18 protein-coding genes are annotated in these 14872 nt (G+C 66.5%); 8 read left to right on the forward strand and 10 right to left on the reverse strand.

Going from position 1 to position 14872, the window contains the following annotated elements; genetic code table 11:
* Positions 1-19 precede the first annotated feature (19 nt).
* On the forward strand, positions 20-940 hold the full coding sequence (locus tag RZE79_RS15710; RefSeq protein WP_153284196.1) for a LysR family transcriptional regulator: 921 nt from the start codon (positions 20-22) through the stop codon (positions 938-940).
* Here RZE79_RS15710 and RZE79_RS15715 read toward each other — a convergent pair.
* Positions 937-1398, reverse strand: coding sequence for a 2'-5' RNA ligase family protein (locus RZE79_RS15715; RefSeq protein ID WP_319355338.1), 462 nt, complete (start codon positions 1396-1398; stop codon positions 937-939). The genes RZE79_RS15710 and RZE79_RS15715 overlap by 4 nt on opposite strands.
* 327 nt (positions 1399-1725) lie before the next feature.
* On the opposite strand from RZE79_RS15715, the gene RZE79_RS15720 reads away from it, so the two are divergent.
* On the forward strand, positions 1726-2337 hold the full coding sequence (locus tag RZE79_RS15720; protein ID WP_319355339.1) for a porin family protein: 612 nt from the start codon (positions 1726-1728) through the stop codon (positions 2335-2337).
* Between the two features lie 61 nt (positions 2338-2398).
* Here the strand turns inward: RZE79_RS15720 and guaA are convergent, their stop codons facing one another.
* The 4 genes from guaA to guaB form a co-directional block, all read right to left on the reverse strand.
* Entirely contained in the window at positions 2399-4015 is a 1617-nt protein-coding gene (gene guaA / locus RZE79_RS15725; protein WP_319355340.1) for a glutamine-hydrolyzing GMP synthase, read from the reverse strand.
* 11 nt (positions 4016-4026) lie between these two features.
* Positions 4027-4461 (reverse strand): type II toxin-antitoxin system VapC family toxin, encoded by a 435-nt coding sequence (locus tag RZE79_RS15730; RefSeq protein WP_194273944.1) that lies wholly within the window; start codon positions 4459-4461, stop codon positions 4027-4029.
* The gene (locus RZE79_RS15735; protein ID WP_099789267.1) at positions 4458-4706 is read right to left on the reverse strand and encodes a type II toxin-antitoxin system Phd/YefM family antitoxin; all 249 of its coding nucleotides are present in this window, start codon (positions 4704-4706) and stop codon (positions 4458-4460) included. Before RZE79_RS15735 ends, RZE79_RS15730 begins: the two co-directional genes overlap by 4 nt.
* Positions 4707-4872: 166 nt before the next feature.
* A complete protein-coding gene (guaB, locus tag RZE79_RS15740; protein ID WP_099789269.1) occupies positions 4873-6342 on the reverse strand; it encodes an IMP dehydrogenase in 1470 nt (489 codons plus the stop codon).
* A 128-nt stretch (positions 6343-6470) separates the two neighbouring features.
* On the opposite strand from guaB, the gene RZE79_RS15745 reads away from it, so the two are divergent.
* Positions 6471-6971 (forward strand): DUF4124 domain-containing protein, encoded by a 501-nt coding sequence (locus RZE79_RS15745; protein WP_319355341.1) that lies wholly within the window; start codon positions 6471-6473, stop codon positions 6969-6971.
* A 31-nt stretch (positions 6972-7002) separates the two neighbouring features.
* Here the strand turns inward: RZE79_RS15745 and RZE79_RS15750 are convergent, their stop codons facing one another.
* Both RZE79_RS15750 and RZE79_RS15755 read right to left on the reverse strand, forming a co-directional pair.
* Positions 7003-7350 carry an RnfH family protein gene (locus tag RZE79_RS15750; RefSeq protein ID WP_319355342.1) on the reverse strand — a complete coding sequence of 116 codons (348 nt, stop codon included), beginning with the start codon at positions 7348-7350 and terminating at the stop codon, positions 7003-7005.
* On the reverse strand, positions 7350-7796 hold the full coding sequence (locus RZE79_RS15755) for a type II toxin-antitoxin system RatA family toxin (protein WP_056580600.1): 447 nt from the start codon (positions 7794-7796) through the stop codon (positions 7350-7352). Before RZE79_RS15755 ends, RZE79_RS15750 begins: the two co-directional genes overlap by 1 nt.
* Before the next feature lie 62 nt (positions 7797-7858).
* On the opposite strand from RZE79_RS15755, the gene smpB reads away from it, so the two are divergent.
* The 5 genes from smpB to RZE79_RS15780 all read left to right on the forward strand — a co-directional run bounded on the left by smpB (position 7859) and on the right by RZE79_RS15780 (position 11132).
* Positions 7859-8335 (forward strand): SsrA-binding protein SmpB, encoded by a 477-nt coding sequence (smpB, locus tag RZE79_RS15760; protein ID WP_101491670.1) that lies wholly within the window; start codon positions 7859-7861, stop codon positions 8333-8335.
* Positions 8336-8519: 184 nt separating this feature from the next.
* Positions 8520-9038 carry a sigma-70 family RNA polymerase sigma factor gene (locus RZE79_RS15765; protein WP_319355343.1) on the forward strand — a complete coding sequence of 173 codons (519 nt, stop codon included), beginning with the start codon at positions 8520-8522 and terminating at the stop codon, positions 9036-9038.
* A gap of 15 nt (positions 9039-9053) precedes the next feature.
* Complete coding sequence (locus RZE79_RS15770; protein ID WP_319355344.1) at positions 9054-9878, forward strand: anti-sigma factor; 825 nt, start codon at positions 9054-9056, stop codon at positions 9876-9878.
* A gap of 77 nt (positions 9879-9955) precedes the next feature.
* Positions 9956-10351: an ATP-binding protein gene (locus RZE79_RS15775; RefSeq protein WP_119556624.1), complete on the forward strand. Its 396-nt coding sequence runs from the start codon at positions 9956-9958 to the stop codon at positions 10349-10351.
* A 103-nt stretch (positions 10352-10454) separates the two neighbouring features.
* Positions 10455-11132, forward strand: coding sequence for a hypothetical protein (locus tag RZE79_RS15780; RefSeq protein WP_319355345.1), 678 nt, complete (start codon positions 10455-10457; stop codon positions 11130-11132).
* Positions 11133-11145: 13 nt separating this feature from the next.
* Here the strand turns inward: RZE79_RS15780 and RZE79_RS15785 are convergent, their stop codons facing one another.
* From RZE79_RS15785 to truB, 3 genes are read right to left on the reverse strand one after another with little or no spacing between them, the layout of a single operon-like run.
* Positions 11146-12063 (reverse strand): DMT family transporter, encoded by a 918-nt coding sequence (locus tag RZE79_RS15785; protein WP_319355346.1) that lies wholly within the window; start codon positions 12061-12063, stop codon positions 11146-11148.
* A gap of 16 nt (positions 12064-12079) precedes the next feature.
* On the reverse strand, positions 12080-13918 hold the full coding sequence (gene typA, locus RZE79_RS15790; RefSeq protein WP_319355347.1) for a translational GTPase TypA: 1839 nt from the start codon (positions 13916-13918) through the stop codon (positions 12080-12082).
* Complete coding sequence (truB, locus tag RZE79_RS15795; RefSeq protein ID WP_319355348.1) at positions 13915-14871, reverse strand: tRNA pseudouridine(55) synthase TruB; 957 nt, start codon at positions 14869-14871, stop codon at positions 13915-13917. The genes typA and truB overlap by 4 nt, the downstream gene beginning before the upstream one ends.
* Between the last annotated feature and the right edge of the window lies 1 nt (position 14872).

Here is a 14872-nt window from a genome sequence, read left to right on the forward strand (position 1 = left end):
ACGTGAATAAAGGTGCGCCATGCAACTCAAGGACATCGACCTCAACCTGCTGCTGGTGTTCGACCGCATGCTGGCCGAGAAGCGCGTGTCGGCCGTGGCCGCATCGCTGGGCCTCTCGCAGCCGGCCATCAGCAACGCGCTGGCGCGCCTGCGCAAGCTGCTGGGCGACGAGCTTTTTCTGCGCACCGCGCGCGGCATGGAGCCCACGCCCTTCGCGCTGCAGCTGGCCGAGCCCGTGGCCTACGCCATGGGCGCGCTGCACACGGCGCTCAACCAGCAGGTGGTGTTCGACCCCGCCACGAGCACGCGCAGCTTCACGCTCGCGATGACCGACATCGGCGAGATCTACTTCACGCCGCGGCTCATGGAAACGCTCTCGGCCGCCGCGCCGGGCGTGACCATCAGCACGCTGCGCAACAACACCGCGACCAACCTGCGCGACGAGCTGGAGGCCGGCCAGGTCGACATTGCCATCGGCCTGCTGCCGCAACTCAAGTCGGGCGTGTTCCAGCGCCGGCTGTTCCTGCAGCGCTACGTGTGCCTGTTCTCCGGCACACATCCGCTGGCGCGCAAGCGCAGCGTGTCACTGAAAGACTTCAGCGCGGCCGACCACGTGCAGGTGCAGGCCGCCGGCACGGGCCACGGCAAGGCCGACGACGTGATGGCGGCACAGGGCATCCAGCGCCGCATCCGGCTCAAGGTGCCGCACTTCGTGGCCATCGGCCACATCCTGCAGTCGAGCGAAATGATCGCGACCGTGCCCGAGCGCCTGGCCCGCAGCATCGCCGAGCCCTTCGGGCTGGTGTGGCGCCCGCACCCGGTGGCGCTGCCGCAGATCGCGATCAACCTGTTCTGGCACGCGAAGGTGCACCGCGACCCGGGCAACCAGTGGCTGCGCGGGCTGCTGTTCGACACCTTCGCGGACGACGACGGCGCTTAGGCGGCCACCTCAGCGGGCCAGCGGCCCAGCACCTCGTGCACGCCCTCGCCCACGTGGCTATCGATGAGCACCAGTGAATGGGCGGTCCACCGCACGGGCGCTTCGAGTGCGTGCTTTTCGAGCTTGCGCCGTGCATAGGCGACGGTCATGTGCGGCGTGAACGCGCGCGAGGGCTTCAGGCCGACATCGGCCAGCGCTTCGCCCAGGCGTTGCCTGAATTCCCGCAACGCCGCGACATTGGCTTCGTCGTCAGCGCACAGCACCAGCGCGCCCTTGGCGTAGCTCATGGATTTTTCGAAAACGACATCGAGTGCCGGCACGCGCACTGCGGCGGCAGCATTCGACGCCTGGGCCACCTTGTCGGCGGGCACCTGGTCGTGGTCGCCGAGGTCGAACAGCGTGACATGCAGGCGCTGCGCCTCGACCACCGTGCCCTTCAGGGCGTGTTGAGAATTCATGCGCTCGCCGAGCGCGGCGATCGTCGCGGCGTCTTGGGTGTCGGGAAGCAGTGCGAAGAAAAGCGAGTGCGGCAGCGGCGCCTTGCGAGCTGCCTTGGTGCCGCGCGGTCGCGGCAGGGGCCGCGGCGGGGGATCGATTCCGGGAAGAAGAAGCTGGGCTGACATGCCTCGATCATCGCCCATGGCAAGGGCCCTTCATGAGACCTTCAGCAAACGCGAAGCCCGTCTTCAGCTTGGTTTTTGAGAATCGTCGGACGGTGGCGGCAAGGCGAACAACGACTCGCCGCTCATCCACGCATTCAATCAATTAACCAACAGGATTTCATCTTGACGAAAACGCAAGCCCGCCTCGCACTCGCAGCCCTCTGCCTCGGCACCGCCGCCATCGGCGCCCAAGCCGCCGGTCTCGACAAGGACACCGGGCTGTATGTCGGCGGCGCCATCGGCCGCTCCAGCTACAGCCTGTCGTCCTCGAAGAACCACGTGCCCGTGCCATGGGGCGGCCAGAAGGCCAACAAGAGCGGCACCGCCTACAAGCTGTACGGCGGCTACCGCCTGACCGAACACTTCGGCGTGGAAGCCGGCTACGCCCGCCTCGGCCGCGTGAGCCAGTGGAGCTCGAACTACGGCGGTTCCAAACTGCAGACCGGCACCGGCCAGGTCTTCTACGCAGCCGCCACCGCACGCATGCCGCTGGGCGACGCCTTCGCCCTCAACGGCCGCCTCGGCGTGGCACGCGGACGCATCTCCGGCGACAGCAACTGGGCCCCGGCCAACCAGCGCCTCTCGGGCACCAGCACGGGCCTGATGGTCGGTGTCGGCGCCGAGTACCGCATGACGCAGAACCTCGCGATCACGGCCGACTACGACTACTTCGGCAAGCTGTCGAAGCAGGCCAAGGGCGGGATGTTCACGGTGGGGTTGAAGGCGAACTTCTGATCGACGGGTCACCCGCCAAAGAAGAAAGGCGCCTTGCGGCGCCTTTCTTCTTTTCAGGAGTTCACTCCCACTCGATCGTCGCCGGCGGCTTGCTCGACACGTCGTAGGTCACGCGGTTGATGCCGCGCACCTCGTTGATGATGCGGCCCGACACCTTCTTGAGCAGCGCGTACGGCAGCTCGGCCCAGTCGGCGGTCATGAAGTCGCTGGTCTGCACGGCGCGCAGTGCGACGACGTAGTCGTAGGTGCGGCCGTCGCCCATCACGCCCACGCTCTTCACGGGCAGGAACACGGTGAAGGCTTGGCTCGTGAGGTCGTACCAGCTTTTGCCGGTTTCGTCCTTGAAGTTGCGCAGTTCCTCGATGAAGATCGCGTCGGCGCGGCGCAGCAGGTCGGCGTATTCCTTCTTCACCTCACCCAGGATGCGCACGCCCAGGCCCGGGCCGGGGAACGGATGGCGGTAGACCATCTCGGGCGGCAGGCCGAGGGCGACGCCGAGTTCGCGCACTTCGTCCTTGAACAGGTCGCGTAGCGGCTCGAGCAGCTTCAGGCCGAGCTGTTCGGGCAGGCCGCCCACGTTGTGGTGGCTCTTGATGGTGACGGCCTTCTTGCTCTTGGCACCGCCCGACTCAATGACGTCGGGGTAGATCGTGCCTTGCGCCAGGAAGGTCGCGCCCTTGTGGCCGCCATCGCCGGCCTTGAGCTTGGCGGCCTCCTGCTTGAACACGGTGACGAATTCGCCGCCGATGATCTTGCGCTTGGCTTCGGGGTCGCTCACGCCGGCGAGCTTGCCGAGGAACAGGTCGCTGGCATCGACGCGAATGACCTTCGCGTGCAGCTTGCCTTCGAACATCTCCATGACCATGTCGCCTTCGTTCAGGCGCAAGAGGCCGTGGTCGACGAACACGCAAGTCAATTGATCGCCGATGGCGCGGTGGATCAGCGCAGCAGCCACGCTCGAATCGACACCACCCGACAGACCAAGGATGACTTCTTCATCGCCCACCTGCTCGCGGATCTTCTGCACGGCTTCAGCGATGTGGTCGCGCATGACCCAGTCGGGCTTGGCTTCGCAGATGCCGAGCACGAAGCGGTCGATGATGGCCTTGCCCTGCACGGTGTGCGTGACTTCGGGGTGGAACTGCAGCGCGTAGTAGCGGCGCGCCTCGTCGGCCATGCCGGCGATGGGGCAGCTGTCGGTGCTGGCCATGAGCTTGAAGCCGGGCGGCAGCTCGGTGACCTTGTCGCCGTGGCTCATCCACACGTTGAGCATGCCGTGGCCTTCAGGCGTGGTGAAGTCGGCGATGTCCTTCAGCAGCGCCGAGTGGCCATGCGCGCGCACGGCCGCGAAGCCGAACTCGCGCTTGTGGCCGCCTTCGACCTTGCCGCCGAGCTGGTGCGCCATGGTCTGCATGCCGTAGCAGATGCCGAGCACGGGAATGCCGAGATCGAACACGGCTTGCGGGCACTTGTCGGTGGTCTCTTCGTACACGCTGGCGTGGCTGCCCGAAAGGATCACGCCCTTGAGGTGGCCGTCGGCCGCGTATTCGCGCACCCATTCGTCGGTCACGTCGCAGGGATGCACTTCGCTGAGCACATGCGCTTCGCGCACGCGGCGTGCGATGAGCTGGGTGACTTGCGAGCCGAAGTCGAGGATGAGGATCTTGTCGTGTTGCATGGCGAAAGGACTCAGAGCGTTGAAATGTCGAACAGCTTGACGCCCGCTTGCGGCGCCGCCTGGATGAGGTGCTCGTCGAAGGTGGCGAGCGGAAGGTTGAGCGACTTGGCGAGCCAGAGATAGCCCGCATCGTAGAGCGAGACGCCCGCGTCGATGGCCACCGCGAGCACGGCCTTGTGCTGGGCCGGCGCGAGGTCGTGCAGCTCCACGCGGTGGCGAATGGCATCGAGCACGCTCCACAGGCCTTCGACGGCCGACGCCGGAATACGGCCGCTGCGCACGCCGTTGGCGAGGATGTTGGCGCACTCCCATTGCCAGGCATTGGGCGCCTGCGGCTCGACCTCGTCGCGGCGAATGGCGGCGTAGAGCCTGCGGGTGTGTTCGCTGGCCTGGTCGGGCAGAAGCCAGGCGGCGGTGACCGAGGCGTCCATGACGAAGGCGGTCATGGCTGGCGTCCTTGGTTCAGGAGCTCGCGGGTCGTGGGGCCGGGCTGGATGGTGGCGTGCAGCGCGTCGATCTGCCCGAGCTCGCGGGCGATCTGCTCGTCGGTGATGACGGGCTTGCGGCGCACCGGCAGCATGCGCACGACTTCCTTGCCGTGGCGGGTGATGCGAACCTCTTCGCCCTTTTCGACCGAGTCGATCAGGGCCGAGAAGTTGTTCTTGGCTTCAGCGATACCGATGGATTGCATTTGGGCCAGAAATTTTGAATCTGGCCCAAATTCTAAACCGAGTCTGGCCTGACTTTCAAGGTCTGGCCAGATTGGGGTTAAGGCCGGCGCCGGGCCGCCCCAAGGCGGCCTGCGGCCCCCTTGGGGGGCAGCGCCCCACACGCAGTGGGGGCGCGTGGGGGCCACATTACTCTGCGCGGTAGTTCGGCGCTTCCTTGGTGATCTGCACGTCGTGGACGTGGCTCTCACGGATGCCGGCCGTGGTGATCTCGACGAACTCGGCCTTGTTCTGCATGTCCTCGATGGTCGCGCAGCCGCAGTAGCCCATGCTGGCACGCACGCCGCCGGCCATCTGGTAGACGATGGAGACGATCGAGCCCTTGTAGGGCACGCGGCCTTCGATGCCTTCGGGCACGAGCTTGTCGGTGTTGGGGTTGCCGGTGGTCGATTCCTGGAAGTACCGGTCGGCACTGCCCTGCTGCATCGCACCGATGGAGCCCATGCCGCGGTAGCTCTTGTAGCTGCGGCCCTGGTACAGCACGATTTCGCCCGGCGCCTCTTCGGTGCCGGCGAACATGCTGCCCATCATGACGGTGCTGGCACCGGCTGCAATCGCCTTGGCGATGTCGCCCGAGTAGCGCACGCCGCCGTCGGAAATGAGCGGAATGCCCGTGCCGTGCAGTGCGGTGGCGACGCTGTCGACCGCCATGATCTGCGGCACGCCCACGCCGGCCACGATGCGGGTGGTACAGATGGAGCCCGGGCCGATGCCGACCTTGACGGCGTCGGCGCCGACGTCGGCCAGTGCACGTGCGGCGTCGCCGGTGGCGATGTTGCCGCCGATGACGTCGACCTGCGGGTAGTTCTTCTTGACCCAGCGCACGCGCTCGATCACGCCGGCGCTGTGGCCGTGCGCGGTGTCGACCACGATGGCGTCGACGCCGGCCTTCACGAGGGCTTCGACGCGCTCTTCGGTGCCGTCACCCACGCCGACCGCCGCGCCCACGCGCAGGCGGCCACTGGCGTCGCGTGCGGCGTTGGGGAAGCTGGTCTGCTTGGTGATGTCCTTGACAGTGATGAGGCCCTTGAGCTCCCAGTCGCTGTTGATGACGAGCAGGCGCTCGAGCTTGTGCTTGTTCAGCAGCGCCTTGGCTTCGGCCAGCGTGGTGCCGTCGGGCACGGTGATGAGCCGGTCGCGCTGCGTCATGATTTCGCTGACGGGCACGTCGTAGCGGTTCTCGAAGCGCAGGTCGCGCCCCGTGACGATGCCGACGACCTTGCCGGCGTCGATCACCGGGAAACCCGAGATGCCGAGCTGGTCGGACAGTGCCATCACCTGGCGCACGGAGTGCGTCGGCGTGATCACCACCGGATCTCGCAAAACACCGGACTCATAGCGCTTCACACGGGCCACTTCGGCGGCCTGCTGTTGCGCGGTGAGGTTCTTGTGCACGATCCCGATGCCGCCTTCCTGCGCGATGGCGATCGCGAGGCGGGCTTCGGTCACGGTGTCCATGGCCGCAGAGACGAGCGGCAGGTTCAACGTGATGTTGCGGGAGAACTTGGTGGCGAGGGACGTGTCCTTGGGCAGGACTTGGGAGAATGCTGGCACCAACAACACGTCGTCGAAGGTGAGCGCTTTGCCTAGAAGGCGCATGGGTGAGGCTCCAAAAGACGGATTGTAACGAGGGCTCCGCCCGCTTCGCCGGCACGGGTTTTTTCTGACCGTTGCAAAACCGCCGACTACGGATGTTGCCAAACGTAAGGCGCAGCTAAACTCCGCGCATGAATTTCCTGCATTGGCTGGTATTGGGTTGCGCGTGCGCGCTGCCGCTCTCGGCGAGCGCGCAATGGCAATGGGTCGACAACAGCGGCAAGAAGGTCTTCAGCGACCAGCCGCCGCCCACCGACATCCCCGAGAAAAACATCCTGCGCCGCGCCGGCCCTTCGCCGTCAGCCCGCGCACCCGCCCCGGTCACGCCGGCCGCCGAGGGAAGCAGCGAGACGGCGGCAGCCCCCAAGCCCACGGGCGTGGACAAGGAACTCGAGGAAAAGACCAAGAAGGCCGAGGCCGAGCAGAAGGCCAAGGAAGCGGCTGAAACAGCAAAGGTCGCCAAGGCCAAGGCCGAGAGCTGTGCCCGCGCACGCGAGGGCAAGGCCACGATCGACAGTGGCATCCGCCTTGCCAAGGTCAACGCCAAGGGCGAGCGCGAAATCATGGACGACGCTGCGCGCGCAGCCGAGCAGAAGCGGGTTCAGTCGGTCATCGACAGCGACTGCAAGTAAGTAAGCCGCCGACTCGCCCAGTGCAGGCGGCTCAATAGCCGTCCTTGCCACCCTTGCGCTTGTTCGCGAACAGGCCCGTGCCCCGCGCGCCCTGACGCTGGAAGCGTTCACGGCGCGCCACCTTCGGATCGACCGTGAGCGGACGGCACAGCTCGATGCGGTCACCGTCCTTCAACAGCTGTTCCCACGCCACCGCCCGGCCCCAGACACCGGGCGTCATCGTGTGCCGCCAGTCCAGATCGGGAAAGCGTTGCATGAGGTCGCTGGCCTTCACCGCCTCGCTCACCGCGGTGCCGGGCGCGAGCTGCAGAGCCTGCTCGAACACCTCGCGCGCCGCCGGCGAACAGCTCAGCGTGACCTCAATGCGGCTGTCGGCCATCAGCCTTCGCCGTAGACCTGTTCGGCGCGCTTGACGAAGGCCTCGACCAGGCTCGACGCAATGGTGTCGAACACCGGCCCCACCAGGGCCTGCAATGCGAAGTTGCTGAAGCCGTAGCTCATCTGCAGTTCGACGCGGCAGGCGCGTTCGCCCTGCTCGCCCACGGGGTGGAATTTCCAGGTGCCATCGAGGTTGGAGAACGGCCCGTCAACCAGCTTCAGCTGGACCTCGCGGCCGGGGATGTGGGTGTTGCGGGTGGTGAAACTCTGGTGCAGCCCGGCAAAGGCCAGGCCGACTTCGGCGGTCATGCCGGCCTCGTCCTGCTCGATGACGCGCGACTTGTCGCACCAGGGCAAAAACTGCGGGTACTTCGCCACATCGGTGACGAGCGCGTACATTTCTTCGGCGCTGTACCAGATGAGGACGGACTTGTGGACTGTTTTCATAGAATCGGCACCGCGTGCGCGACGGATTGTATTGAAGCCATGCGCCCCCAACTTCTCGAGCCATGGCCACCAAGAAACAAGACACCTCCTCCCGCATCGCCGACAACAAGAAGGCCGCCTACAACTATTTCTTCGAAGAACGCTTCGAGGCCGGCATGGTCCTCGAGGGTTGGGAAGTCAAATCGCTGCGCGAAGGCAAGGTGCAGCTGACCGACGGCTACGTGGTGATCCGCGACGGCGAGCTGTTCGTCGTGGGCCTGCAGATCAACCCGCTCAAGAGCGCCTCGACGCACGTCAATCCTGACTCGATCCGCACCAAGAAGTTGCTGCTGCACAAGGAAGAGATCAAGCGCCTCGTCGGCAAGGTCGAACAAAAGGGCTACACGCTGGTGCCGCTCAATTTGCACTGGAAGGCCGGCAAGGTGAAGTGCGACATCGCACTGGCCAAGGGCAAGGCCGAGCACGACAAGCGCGACACCATCAAGGACCGCGAAGGCAAGCGCGAAGTCGAGCGCGCCATGAAGAGCCGCAACCGCTGATTCTTTTTCTTTTCGCGCGCAGGGAATAAAAGACGCCCCCGTGGCGTTTGTGCGGTTGTCGACATCGGACCGTGCCGGTGACGACACCATCGCCCAGGAGTGTTCCATGCCGCCGTTGCCTGCTGTTGTTGTCCGCTCCATTGCCGGGTCTGCCGGGCGCTGAGCCGCCCTGCCATCGCTGCCCATGGACGTCCGCCTGCTGATCGACCACATCCCGAGCTTGCGCCGCTATGCGCGCGCGCTGACGGGCGATGCCTGGGCGGCCGACGACCTGGTGCAGGACACGCTCGAGCGCGCCTGCGGCAAGTGGCGGCTCTGGGTGGTGGGCAGCGACCTGCGCGCCTGGCTCTTCACGGTCATGCACAACCTCTTCGCCAGCCAGGTGCGGCGCCGGCCGCCGCCGCATGCGGTCGTGCCGCTGGACGATGTGGCTCCTGAGCTGCTGCAAAGGGGTTCCGATCCGGGCCGCGACCCGGGCCTCGGGCTCGACCTGCAGCGCTGCCTGATGCAGCTGCCCGAGGAGCAACGCGCCGTGCTGCTGCTGGTGACGCTCGAAGACCTGTCCTATGCCGAAGTCGCAAAAGTGCTCGGCATCCCGATCGGCACCGTGATGTCGCGCCTCTCGCGGGCCCGCCATCGCCTGAAGGAACTGATGGACGGCGCCGCCGCGCCCAGCCGCCCTGGCCTGCGCCGCCTCAAGTGATTTGAAGCTCTCGCCATGAACCGCCCCACCCTGCCCCCTACCGACGACGAGCTGCACGCCTGGGTCGACGGCCAGCTGCCGCCGGAACGCCGTGAAGTGGTCGAAGATGCCATCGCGCGCGATCCGGCCGTGGCGGCCCGCGTGGCAGCCTGGCATGCCCAGCGGGACGCCTTGCGCCGCCTGCATGGCGGTCTGCTCGATGAGCCCGCGCCTGCGCCGCTGATGGGCGTGCTCGAACGGCGTCGTGCCGAGACCGGTCGCTCTGCCCCCTGGCTGCGCTGGGGCGGCATGGCCGCCGGCCTGCTCATCGCCTTCACCGCGGGCTGGCTCGGCAATGCCCAATGGTCGGGCGCGCCGCGCGCCTCTGGCGCGACCTTGGCCCGCGCACCGGCCGTGCGCGAATTCGTCCGCGACGCCTCGGTGGCCCACGTCGTCTACACGCCCGAAAAACGGCACCCCGTCGAAGTGGCCGCCGCCGAGCAGCAGCACCTCGTGCAGTGGCTGTCCAAGCGCCTCGACCATCCGCTCAAGGTGCCCGACCTGTCCCCGCTCGGCTACACGCTGGTCGGCGGGCGCCTGCTGCCCGGCGAAACCGGCGCGCGCGCCCAGTTCATGTTCGAGGATGCGGCGGGCGAACGCATCACGCTCTACATCGGCACGCTCGACGCGCAGTCCGCGGACGCCGCAGCCTCGCGCGAAACCGCCTTCCGCTTCACCTCGGACGGCGCCGTGCCGAGCTTTTACTGGATCGACCGGGGTTTCGGCTACGCCGTGGCCGGTCGCCTGCCGCGCGATGCGCTGTTGAGACTCGCGACCCTGGCCTACCGCGAGTTATCGTAGCGACGGCATAAACTGCCGGTTCGCGCATTCACCTGGCTTGTTTTCGCGATTGATTTTTCAACTGAAGGAGAAACTGCATGAAATTGCTCAGCGCCTCGATCCTCGCAGCGGCTCTGCTCGCCGGCTGCGGTGGCATGTCCACCAAGACCGCTGGAGCGCCCGACACGCCCACCCGCACCGCCGACGGCGTGCTGGTCGGCCCGAACGGCATGACGCTCTACACCTTCGCCCGTGACACCGCCAACGCCGGCACCTCGGCCTGCAACGGCCAATGCGCCACCAACTGGCCGCCGCTCGGCGTGGCCGATGCCGCCAAGCCCATGGGCGGCTACACCATCGTCGTGCGTGAAGACGGCAAGAAGCAGTGGGCCTACAAGGGCTGGCCGCTGTACTACTGGGCCAAGGACACCAAGGCCGGTGACAAGACCGGCGACGGCGTGGCCAACGGCGCCTGGAAGGTCGCCCGTCCCTGATGCCGCTGAAGTGATGGCGTCGGTCTGAACCGGCGCTTTCAGCGACCCAAGCCTCGGCATCCGCCGGGGCTTTTTTCATGGGCGCGCACGGCAGAATGGCCCGATGACTTTTGCCGACACCCACCCGGATGCCTTCCAGGCGCTTCTGTCCCACGGCCTCATCACCGACGCGCAGCACGATGCCGCGCTCGCGCACCCCGAGGCCCCCGCCCTGCCGCCGATTCCCGGCCCCGCGCACGCCCTGGCCTGGATGCGCCTCAAGAACCTGATCACCGAGGAAGAAGTCGATGCCGCCGTGGACCGCATCGAAGCCGCATCGCCCGCCGACGCAGCGTTCACCGACGCGGAAGACATCGCCTGGGACGCGGAGGACCTGCTGGAGATCGGCACGACCGGCATCACGCACGAGGCCGTGGTCGCGCTGTTCAACGAAGGACTGATCGACACCGAGACCCGCGACCTGGCGCTGAGTGCCGCGCCCCTCACCGGCGCGCCCGCCGCCCTGGGGCCCGCGCTGGGCTGGCTGGTGACCGACGGTCTGCTCGATACGGAACCGTTCGAGGCGCTCCGCGCCCGTGTCGCCGCCGAGCCAGCCTTTGCGACGGCAGCCGACCATCGGCGCATCCTCGACGAGGCTCAGGCGATCGTCGCCGCCGACGAGCAGGAGACCGCCGACATGCTCAAAGAGTTCGCGCGCAGCCAACAAGCCAGCTGGCGCAATTTCGGAATGATCGTGGTGGCCGTCGTGATCGTGATCGGCTGGTACTTCTTCGGCCGCTAAGGGCCGCTGTGCGTCAGTGCGCGCCCGGCAGCGCGCTGTCCGCCAGTGTGGTGCGGCGCCCGCGCAGCGCGAGCAGCTCGTTGAACACCAGCGCCCCGATCACCAGCACGCCGCCCGTCAGCACGCTGGCCGCGGGCGTTTCGCCCGCGCCGAGCCAGGCCAATGCGATGCCGAAGATCACCTCGAGCAGCGCCAGCAACGCCACCTCGGGCGCTTTGAGAACCTGCGCGCACAGCACCGAGAGCACGCAGGGAATCGCCAGCTGAAAGACACCGAGGAAGGCCAGCAGCCCCAGGTCATGCAGGCCGGCGCGGAACGGCCAGGCCAGCGGCAAAGTGACGAGCGCGGAGATGGCAGCGCCAATCAGCACCGCGGGCACGAGGTCGACCTCCTGCCCCTTGGCGTGCGCATGCTGGACCACGGTCCATTGCGTCGCGCCCGCCAGCGGCACGCACAGCGCCACCAGCGTGCCGGCGAGCGACCCGCCGCCACCGCCCAGCAGCTGCGTGCCGTACATCCAGCCGATACCCAGCCCGGCGACCACGATGGCCGCCCAGGTGCGTGCGGGCAGCTTGTGCCCGATGAAGAGACGCGCAGCGAGCGCGGTGAAGAGCGGCCCGAGCGACATCGTGACCAGCACGCTCGCGGTGGAGGTGAGGGTCAGCGCCACCATGAAGGCCGTGAACATCACGGCCCAGCAGACGCCCGAGATCCAGAGCGACTGCCCGCCTCGGCGAAGCTGCGAGAACACCGCACGCCCCCGCCAAAGCGGCAAGATCACCAGCAGCGCCAGCATCGTGAAGAAGCTGCGCCAGAAGGTGATCTCGAAACTGTGGGCCTGCGCGAGGTGCCGTGTGACGACGCCCGCCGTGCCCCACATGAGGGTCACGACGGCCATCAGCCCGACTGCGGCGCCGTGCGTCAGGCGCATGGCCGATCGAAGGCGATCAGCCGTTCGACGTGTCGCGGCCGGCGCGCTTGCGGTCGCTTTCCTTCAGGAAACGCTTGCGCAGGCGCACGCTCTTGGGCGTGATTTCGACCAGCTCGTCGTCCTCGATGAACTCGACGCCGTATTCCAGCGTGAGGTCGATCGGGGGCGTGATCTTGATCGCGTCTTCCTTGCCGCTCACGCGGAAGTTGGTCAGCTGCTTGGTGCGCGTGGCGTTCACCACGAGGTCGTTGTCGCGGCTGTGGATGCCGACGATCATGCCTTCGTACACCGGATCGTTCGCCTTCACGAACATGCGGCCGCGGTCGTCCAGCTTACCCAGCGCGTAGGTGAAGATTTCACCGTCGTCCATCGAGATCAGCACGCCGTTCTTGCGGCTGCCGATCTCGCCCTTGTGGGCTTCGTAGCTGTCGAAGATGTTGCTGATGAGGCCCGAGCCGCGCGTCAGGTTCAGGAATTCATTCGTGAAGCCGATCAGGCCACGCGCCGGAATGCGGTACTCCAGGCGCACGCGACCACGGCCGTCCGGTTCCATGTTGACCAGTTCGCCCTTGCGCTCGCCCAGTGCCTGCATCACGCCGCCCTGGTGGGTTTCCTCGATGTCGGCCGTGACCAATTCGATGGGCTCGTGCTTCTCGCCGTTCACGGTGCGGAACACCACGCGCGGCTTCGACACGGCCATTTCATAGCCTTCGCGGCGCATGTTTTCCAGCAGGATGGTCAGGTGCAGTTCGCCGCGGCCCATGACTTCGAAGATGCCTTCTTCGTCGGTCTCGCTCACGCGCAGTGCCACGTTGTGCTGCAGTTCCTTTTGCAGGCGGTCCCAGATCTGGCGGCTGGTGACGAACTTGCCTTCGCGGCCGGCCAGCGGGCTGGTGTTCACGCAGAAGTTCATGGTCAGGGTCGGTTCGTCGACCTTGAGCATGGGCAGCGGCGCTGGCTTGTCCTTGTCGGTCACGGTGACGCCGATGCCGATGTCGGTGATGCCGTTGATCAGCACGATTTCGCCGGGGCCGGCTTCGGTCGATTGCACGCGGTCCAGGCCCTGGAAGGTCAGCACCTGGTTGACGCGGCCCTTGACGGTCTTGCCGTCCGGACCTTCCATGACCAGCACGTCGGTCATGGGCTTGAGCGTGCCCTGGCTGATGCGGCCCACGCCGATGCGGCCGACGAAAGTCGAGAAGTCGAGCGCGGAAATCTGCAGCTGCAGCGGCGCGTTCGGATCACCCTTTTGCGACGGCACGTGCTTCAGGATGGTGTTGAACAGGGCCGACATGTCGGGGCCCCACTGCTCACCGGCTGCGCCTTCTTCGAGCGACGACCAGCCGTTGATGCCCGAGGCGTACACCACGGGGAAGTCGAGCTGTTCGTCGGTCGCGCCGAGCTTGTCGAACAGGTCGAAAGCGGCGTTGACGACCTTGTCGGGGTTGGCACCCGGCTTGTCGACCTTGTTCACGACCAGGATCGGCTTCAGGCCCAGGGCCAGTGCCTTCTTGGTCACGAAACGCGTCTGGGGCATCGGGCCTTCCTGCGCGTCGATCAGCAGCACCACGCCGTCGACCATCGACAGCGCGCGTTCCACTTCACCGCCGAAGTCCGCGTGGCCCGGGGTGTCGACGATGTTGATGTGCGTGCCTTCCCAGGTCACGGCGCAGTTCTTGGCAAGAATGGTGATGCCGCGCTCTTTTTCGATCGCGTTGTTGTCCATCACCGTGTCGACGACCTTCTCGTGCTCGGCGAAGGTGCCCGACTGGCGCAGCAGCTGGTCGACCATGGTGGTCTTGCCATGGTCCACGTGGGCAATGATGGCGATATTGCGGATTTGCTTGGTACTCATGGTGTCGCTTCGGTCTGTGGTGCGTTCAAAAGAATTTGCTGAATTTCGATGGGGTTCAGCAAGCGCCCCGGGATCAGTTCGCCAGCGCTCACATGGGCGGTGCCCAGGAACGCCTGCGGGTCGGTGCCGAACACGGCCACCGCTTCGGCATCGGCCCAGCCGCCGCGGCGGCGCAGGCCCGAAAGAAAACGTGCCGCATCTTCGGCGGCGAGCGTGACGCGGCTGTGGCCCTCGACCAGCGCTTCGGCAGGCAACAGGCGTGCCAGGCGCTCGTCTTCGGTCATGGCTTCGAGCGCCTCGATCGAGACGCACTGCGCCTGCCCGAAACCGCCCGTGGCCGTGCGGCGCAGGAAGGTCAGGTGCGCGCCGCAGCCCAGTGCCTCGCCGATGTCTTCGCCCAGGGTGCGAATGTAGGTGCCCTTGCTCACGCTCGCAACGATGCGGATGCTTGTGTCGTCCAGCCGCGTCAGTGCGAGCTTGTAAATGACGACGTCGCGGGGCGCGCGCTCGATCTCGATGCCTTCGCGGGCGTACTCGTACAGCGCCTTGCCGTCTTTCTTGAGCGCGCTGTGCATCGGCGGCACCTGGCGGATCGGGCCTGTAAACAGCGCTTCGACGCGAGCCAGGTCTTCTGGCGAAACCTGCACCGGGCGCTCGGCGATCACCTCGCCCTCGGCGTCACCGGTGGACGTCTTGACGCCCAGGCGCGCAATCGCCTCGTACGTCTTGTCGGCGTCGAGGTGCAATTGACTGAATTTGGTGGCGGCGCCGAAACAAAGCGGCAGCACGCCTGTGGCGAGCGGATCGAGCGTGCCGGTATGGCCCGCTTTTTCGGCGCGCAGCAACCACTTGGCCTTTTGCAAGGCCTGGTTGCTGGAAAACCCCAGCGGCTTGTCGAGCAGCAACACCCCATGCACAGGGCGCCGCTGCACCCGTGTGCGTGGCGCGTTCATC

This window comes from Variovorax sp. EBFNA2 (genome assembly GCF_033802765.1).
Lineage (GTDB): Bacteria > Pseudomonadota > Gammaproteobacteria > Burkholderiales > Burkholderiaceae_C > Variovorax > Variovorax paradoxus_H.

Excerpts from the sequence above, each read along its gene's own strand:
- truB (WP_319355348.1), bottom strand. The coding sequence starts at position 14,871 with ATGAACGCGCCACGCACACGGGTGCAGCGGCGCCCTGTGCATGGGGTG.
- RZE79_RS15710 (WP_153284196.1), top strand. The coding sequence starts at position 20 with ATGCAACTCAAGGACATCGACCTCAACCTGCTGCTGGTGTTCGACCGC.
- RZE79_RS15785 (WP_319355346.1), bottom strand. The coding sequence starts at position 12,063 with ATGCGCCTGACGCACGGCGCCGCAGTCGGGCTGATGGCCGTCGTGACC.
- RZE79_RS15730 (WP_194273944.1), bottom strand. The coding sequence starts at position 4,461 with ATGACCGCCTTCGTCATGGACGCCTCGGTCACCGCCGCCTGGCTTCTG.
- typA (WP_319355347.1), bottom strand. The coding sequence starts at position 13,918 with ATGAGTACCAAGCAAATCCGCAATATCGCCATCATTGCCCACGTGGAC.
- RZE79_RS15780 (WP_319355345.1), top strand. The coding sequence starts at position 10,455 with ATGACTTTTGCCGACACCCACCCGGATGCCTTCCAGGCGCTTCTGTCC.
- RZE79_RS15755 (WP_056580600.1), bottom strand. The coding sequence starts at position 7,796 with ATGAAAACAGTCCACAAGTCCGTCCTCATCTGGTACAGCGCCGAAGAA.
- RZE79_RS15770 (WP_319355344.1), top strand. The coding sequence starts at position 9,054 with ATGAACCGCCCCACCCTGCCCCCTACCGACGACGAGCTGCACGCCTGG.
- RZE79_RS15765 (WP_319355343.1), top strand. The coding sequence starts at position 8,520 with ATGGACGTCCGCCTGCTGATCGACCACATCCCGAGCTTGCGCCGCTAT.
- RZE79_RS15715 (WP_319355338.1), bottom strand. The coding sequence starts at position 1,398 with ATGAATTCTCAACACGCCCTGAAGGGCACGGTGGTCGAGGCGCAGCGC.
- RZE79_RS15745 (WP_319355341.1), top strand. The coding sequence starts at position 6,471 with ATGAATTTCCTGCATTGGCTGGTATTGGGTTGCGCGTGCGCGCTGCCG.
- RZE79_RS15775 (WP_119556624.1), top strand. The coding sequence starts at position 9,956 with ATGAAATTGCTCAGCGCCTCGATCCTCGCAGCGGCTCTGCTCGCCGGC.
- RZE79_RS15735 (WP_099789267.1), bottom strand. The coding sequence starts at position 4,706 with ATGCAATCCATCGGTATCGCTGAAGCCAAGAACAACTTCTCGGCCCTG.
- guaA (WP_319355340.1), bottom strand. The coding sequence starts at position 4,015 with ATGCAACACGACAAGATCCTCATCCTCGACTTCGGCTCGCAAGTCACC.
- smpB (WP_101491670.1), top strand. The coding sequence starts at position 7,859 with ATGGCCACCAAGAAACAAGACACCTCCTCCCGCATCGCCGACAACAAG.
- RZE79_RS15750 (WP_319355342.1), bottom strand. The coding sequence starts at position 7,350 with ATGGCCGACAGCCGCATTGAGGTCACGCTGAGCTGTTCGCCGGCGGCG.
- guaB (WP_099789269.1), bottom strand. The coding sequence starts at position 6,342 with ATGCGCCTTCTAGGCAAAGCGCTCACCTTCGACGACGTGTTGTTGGTG.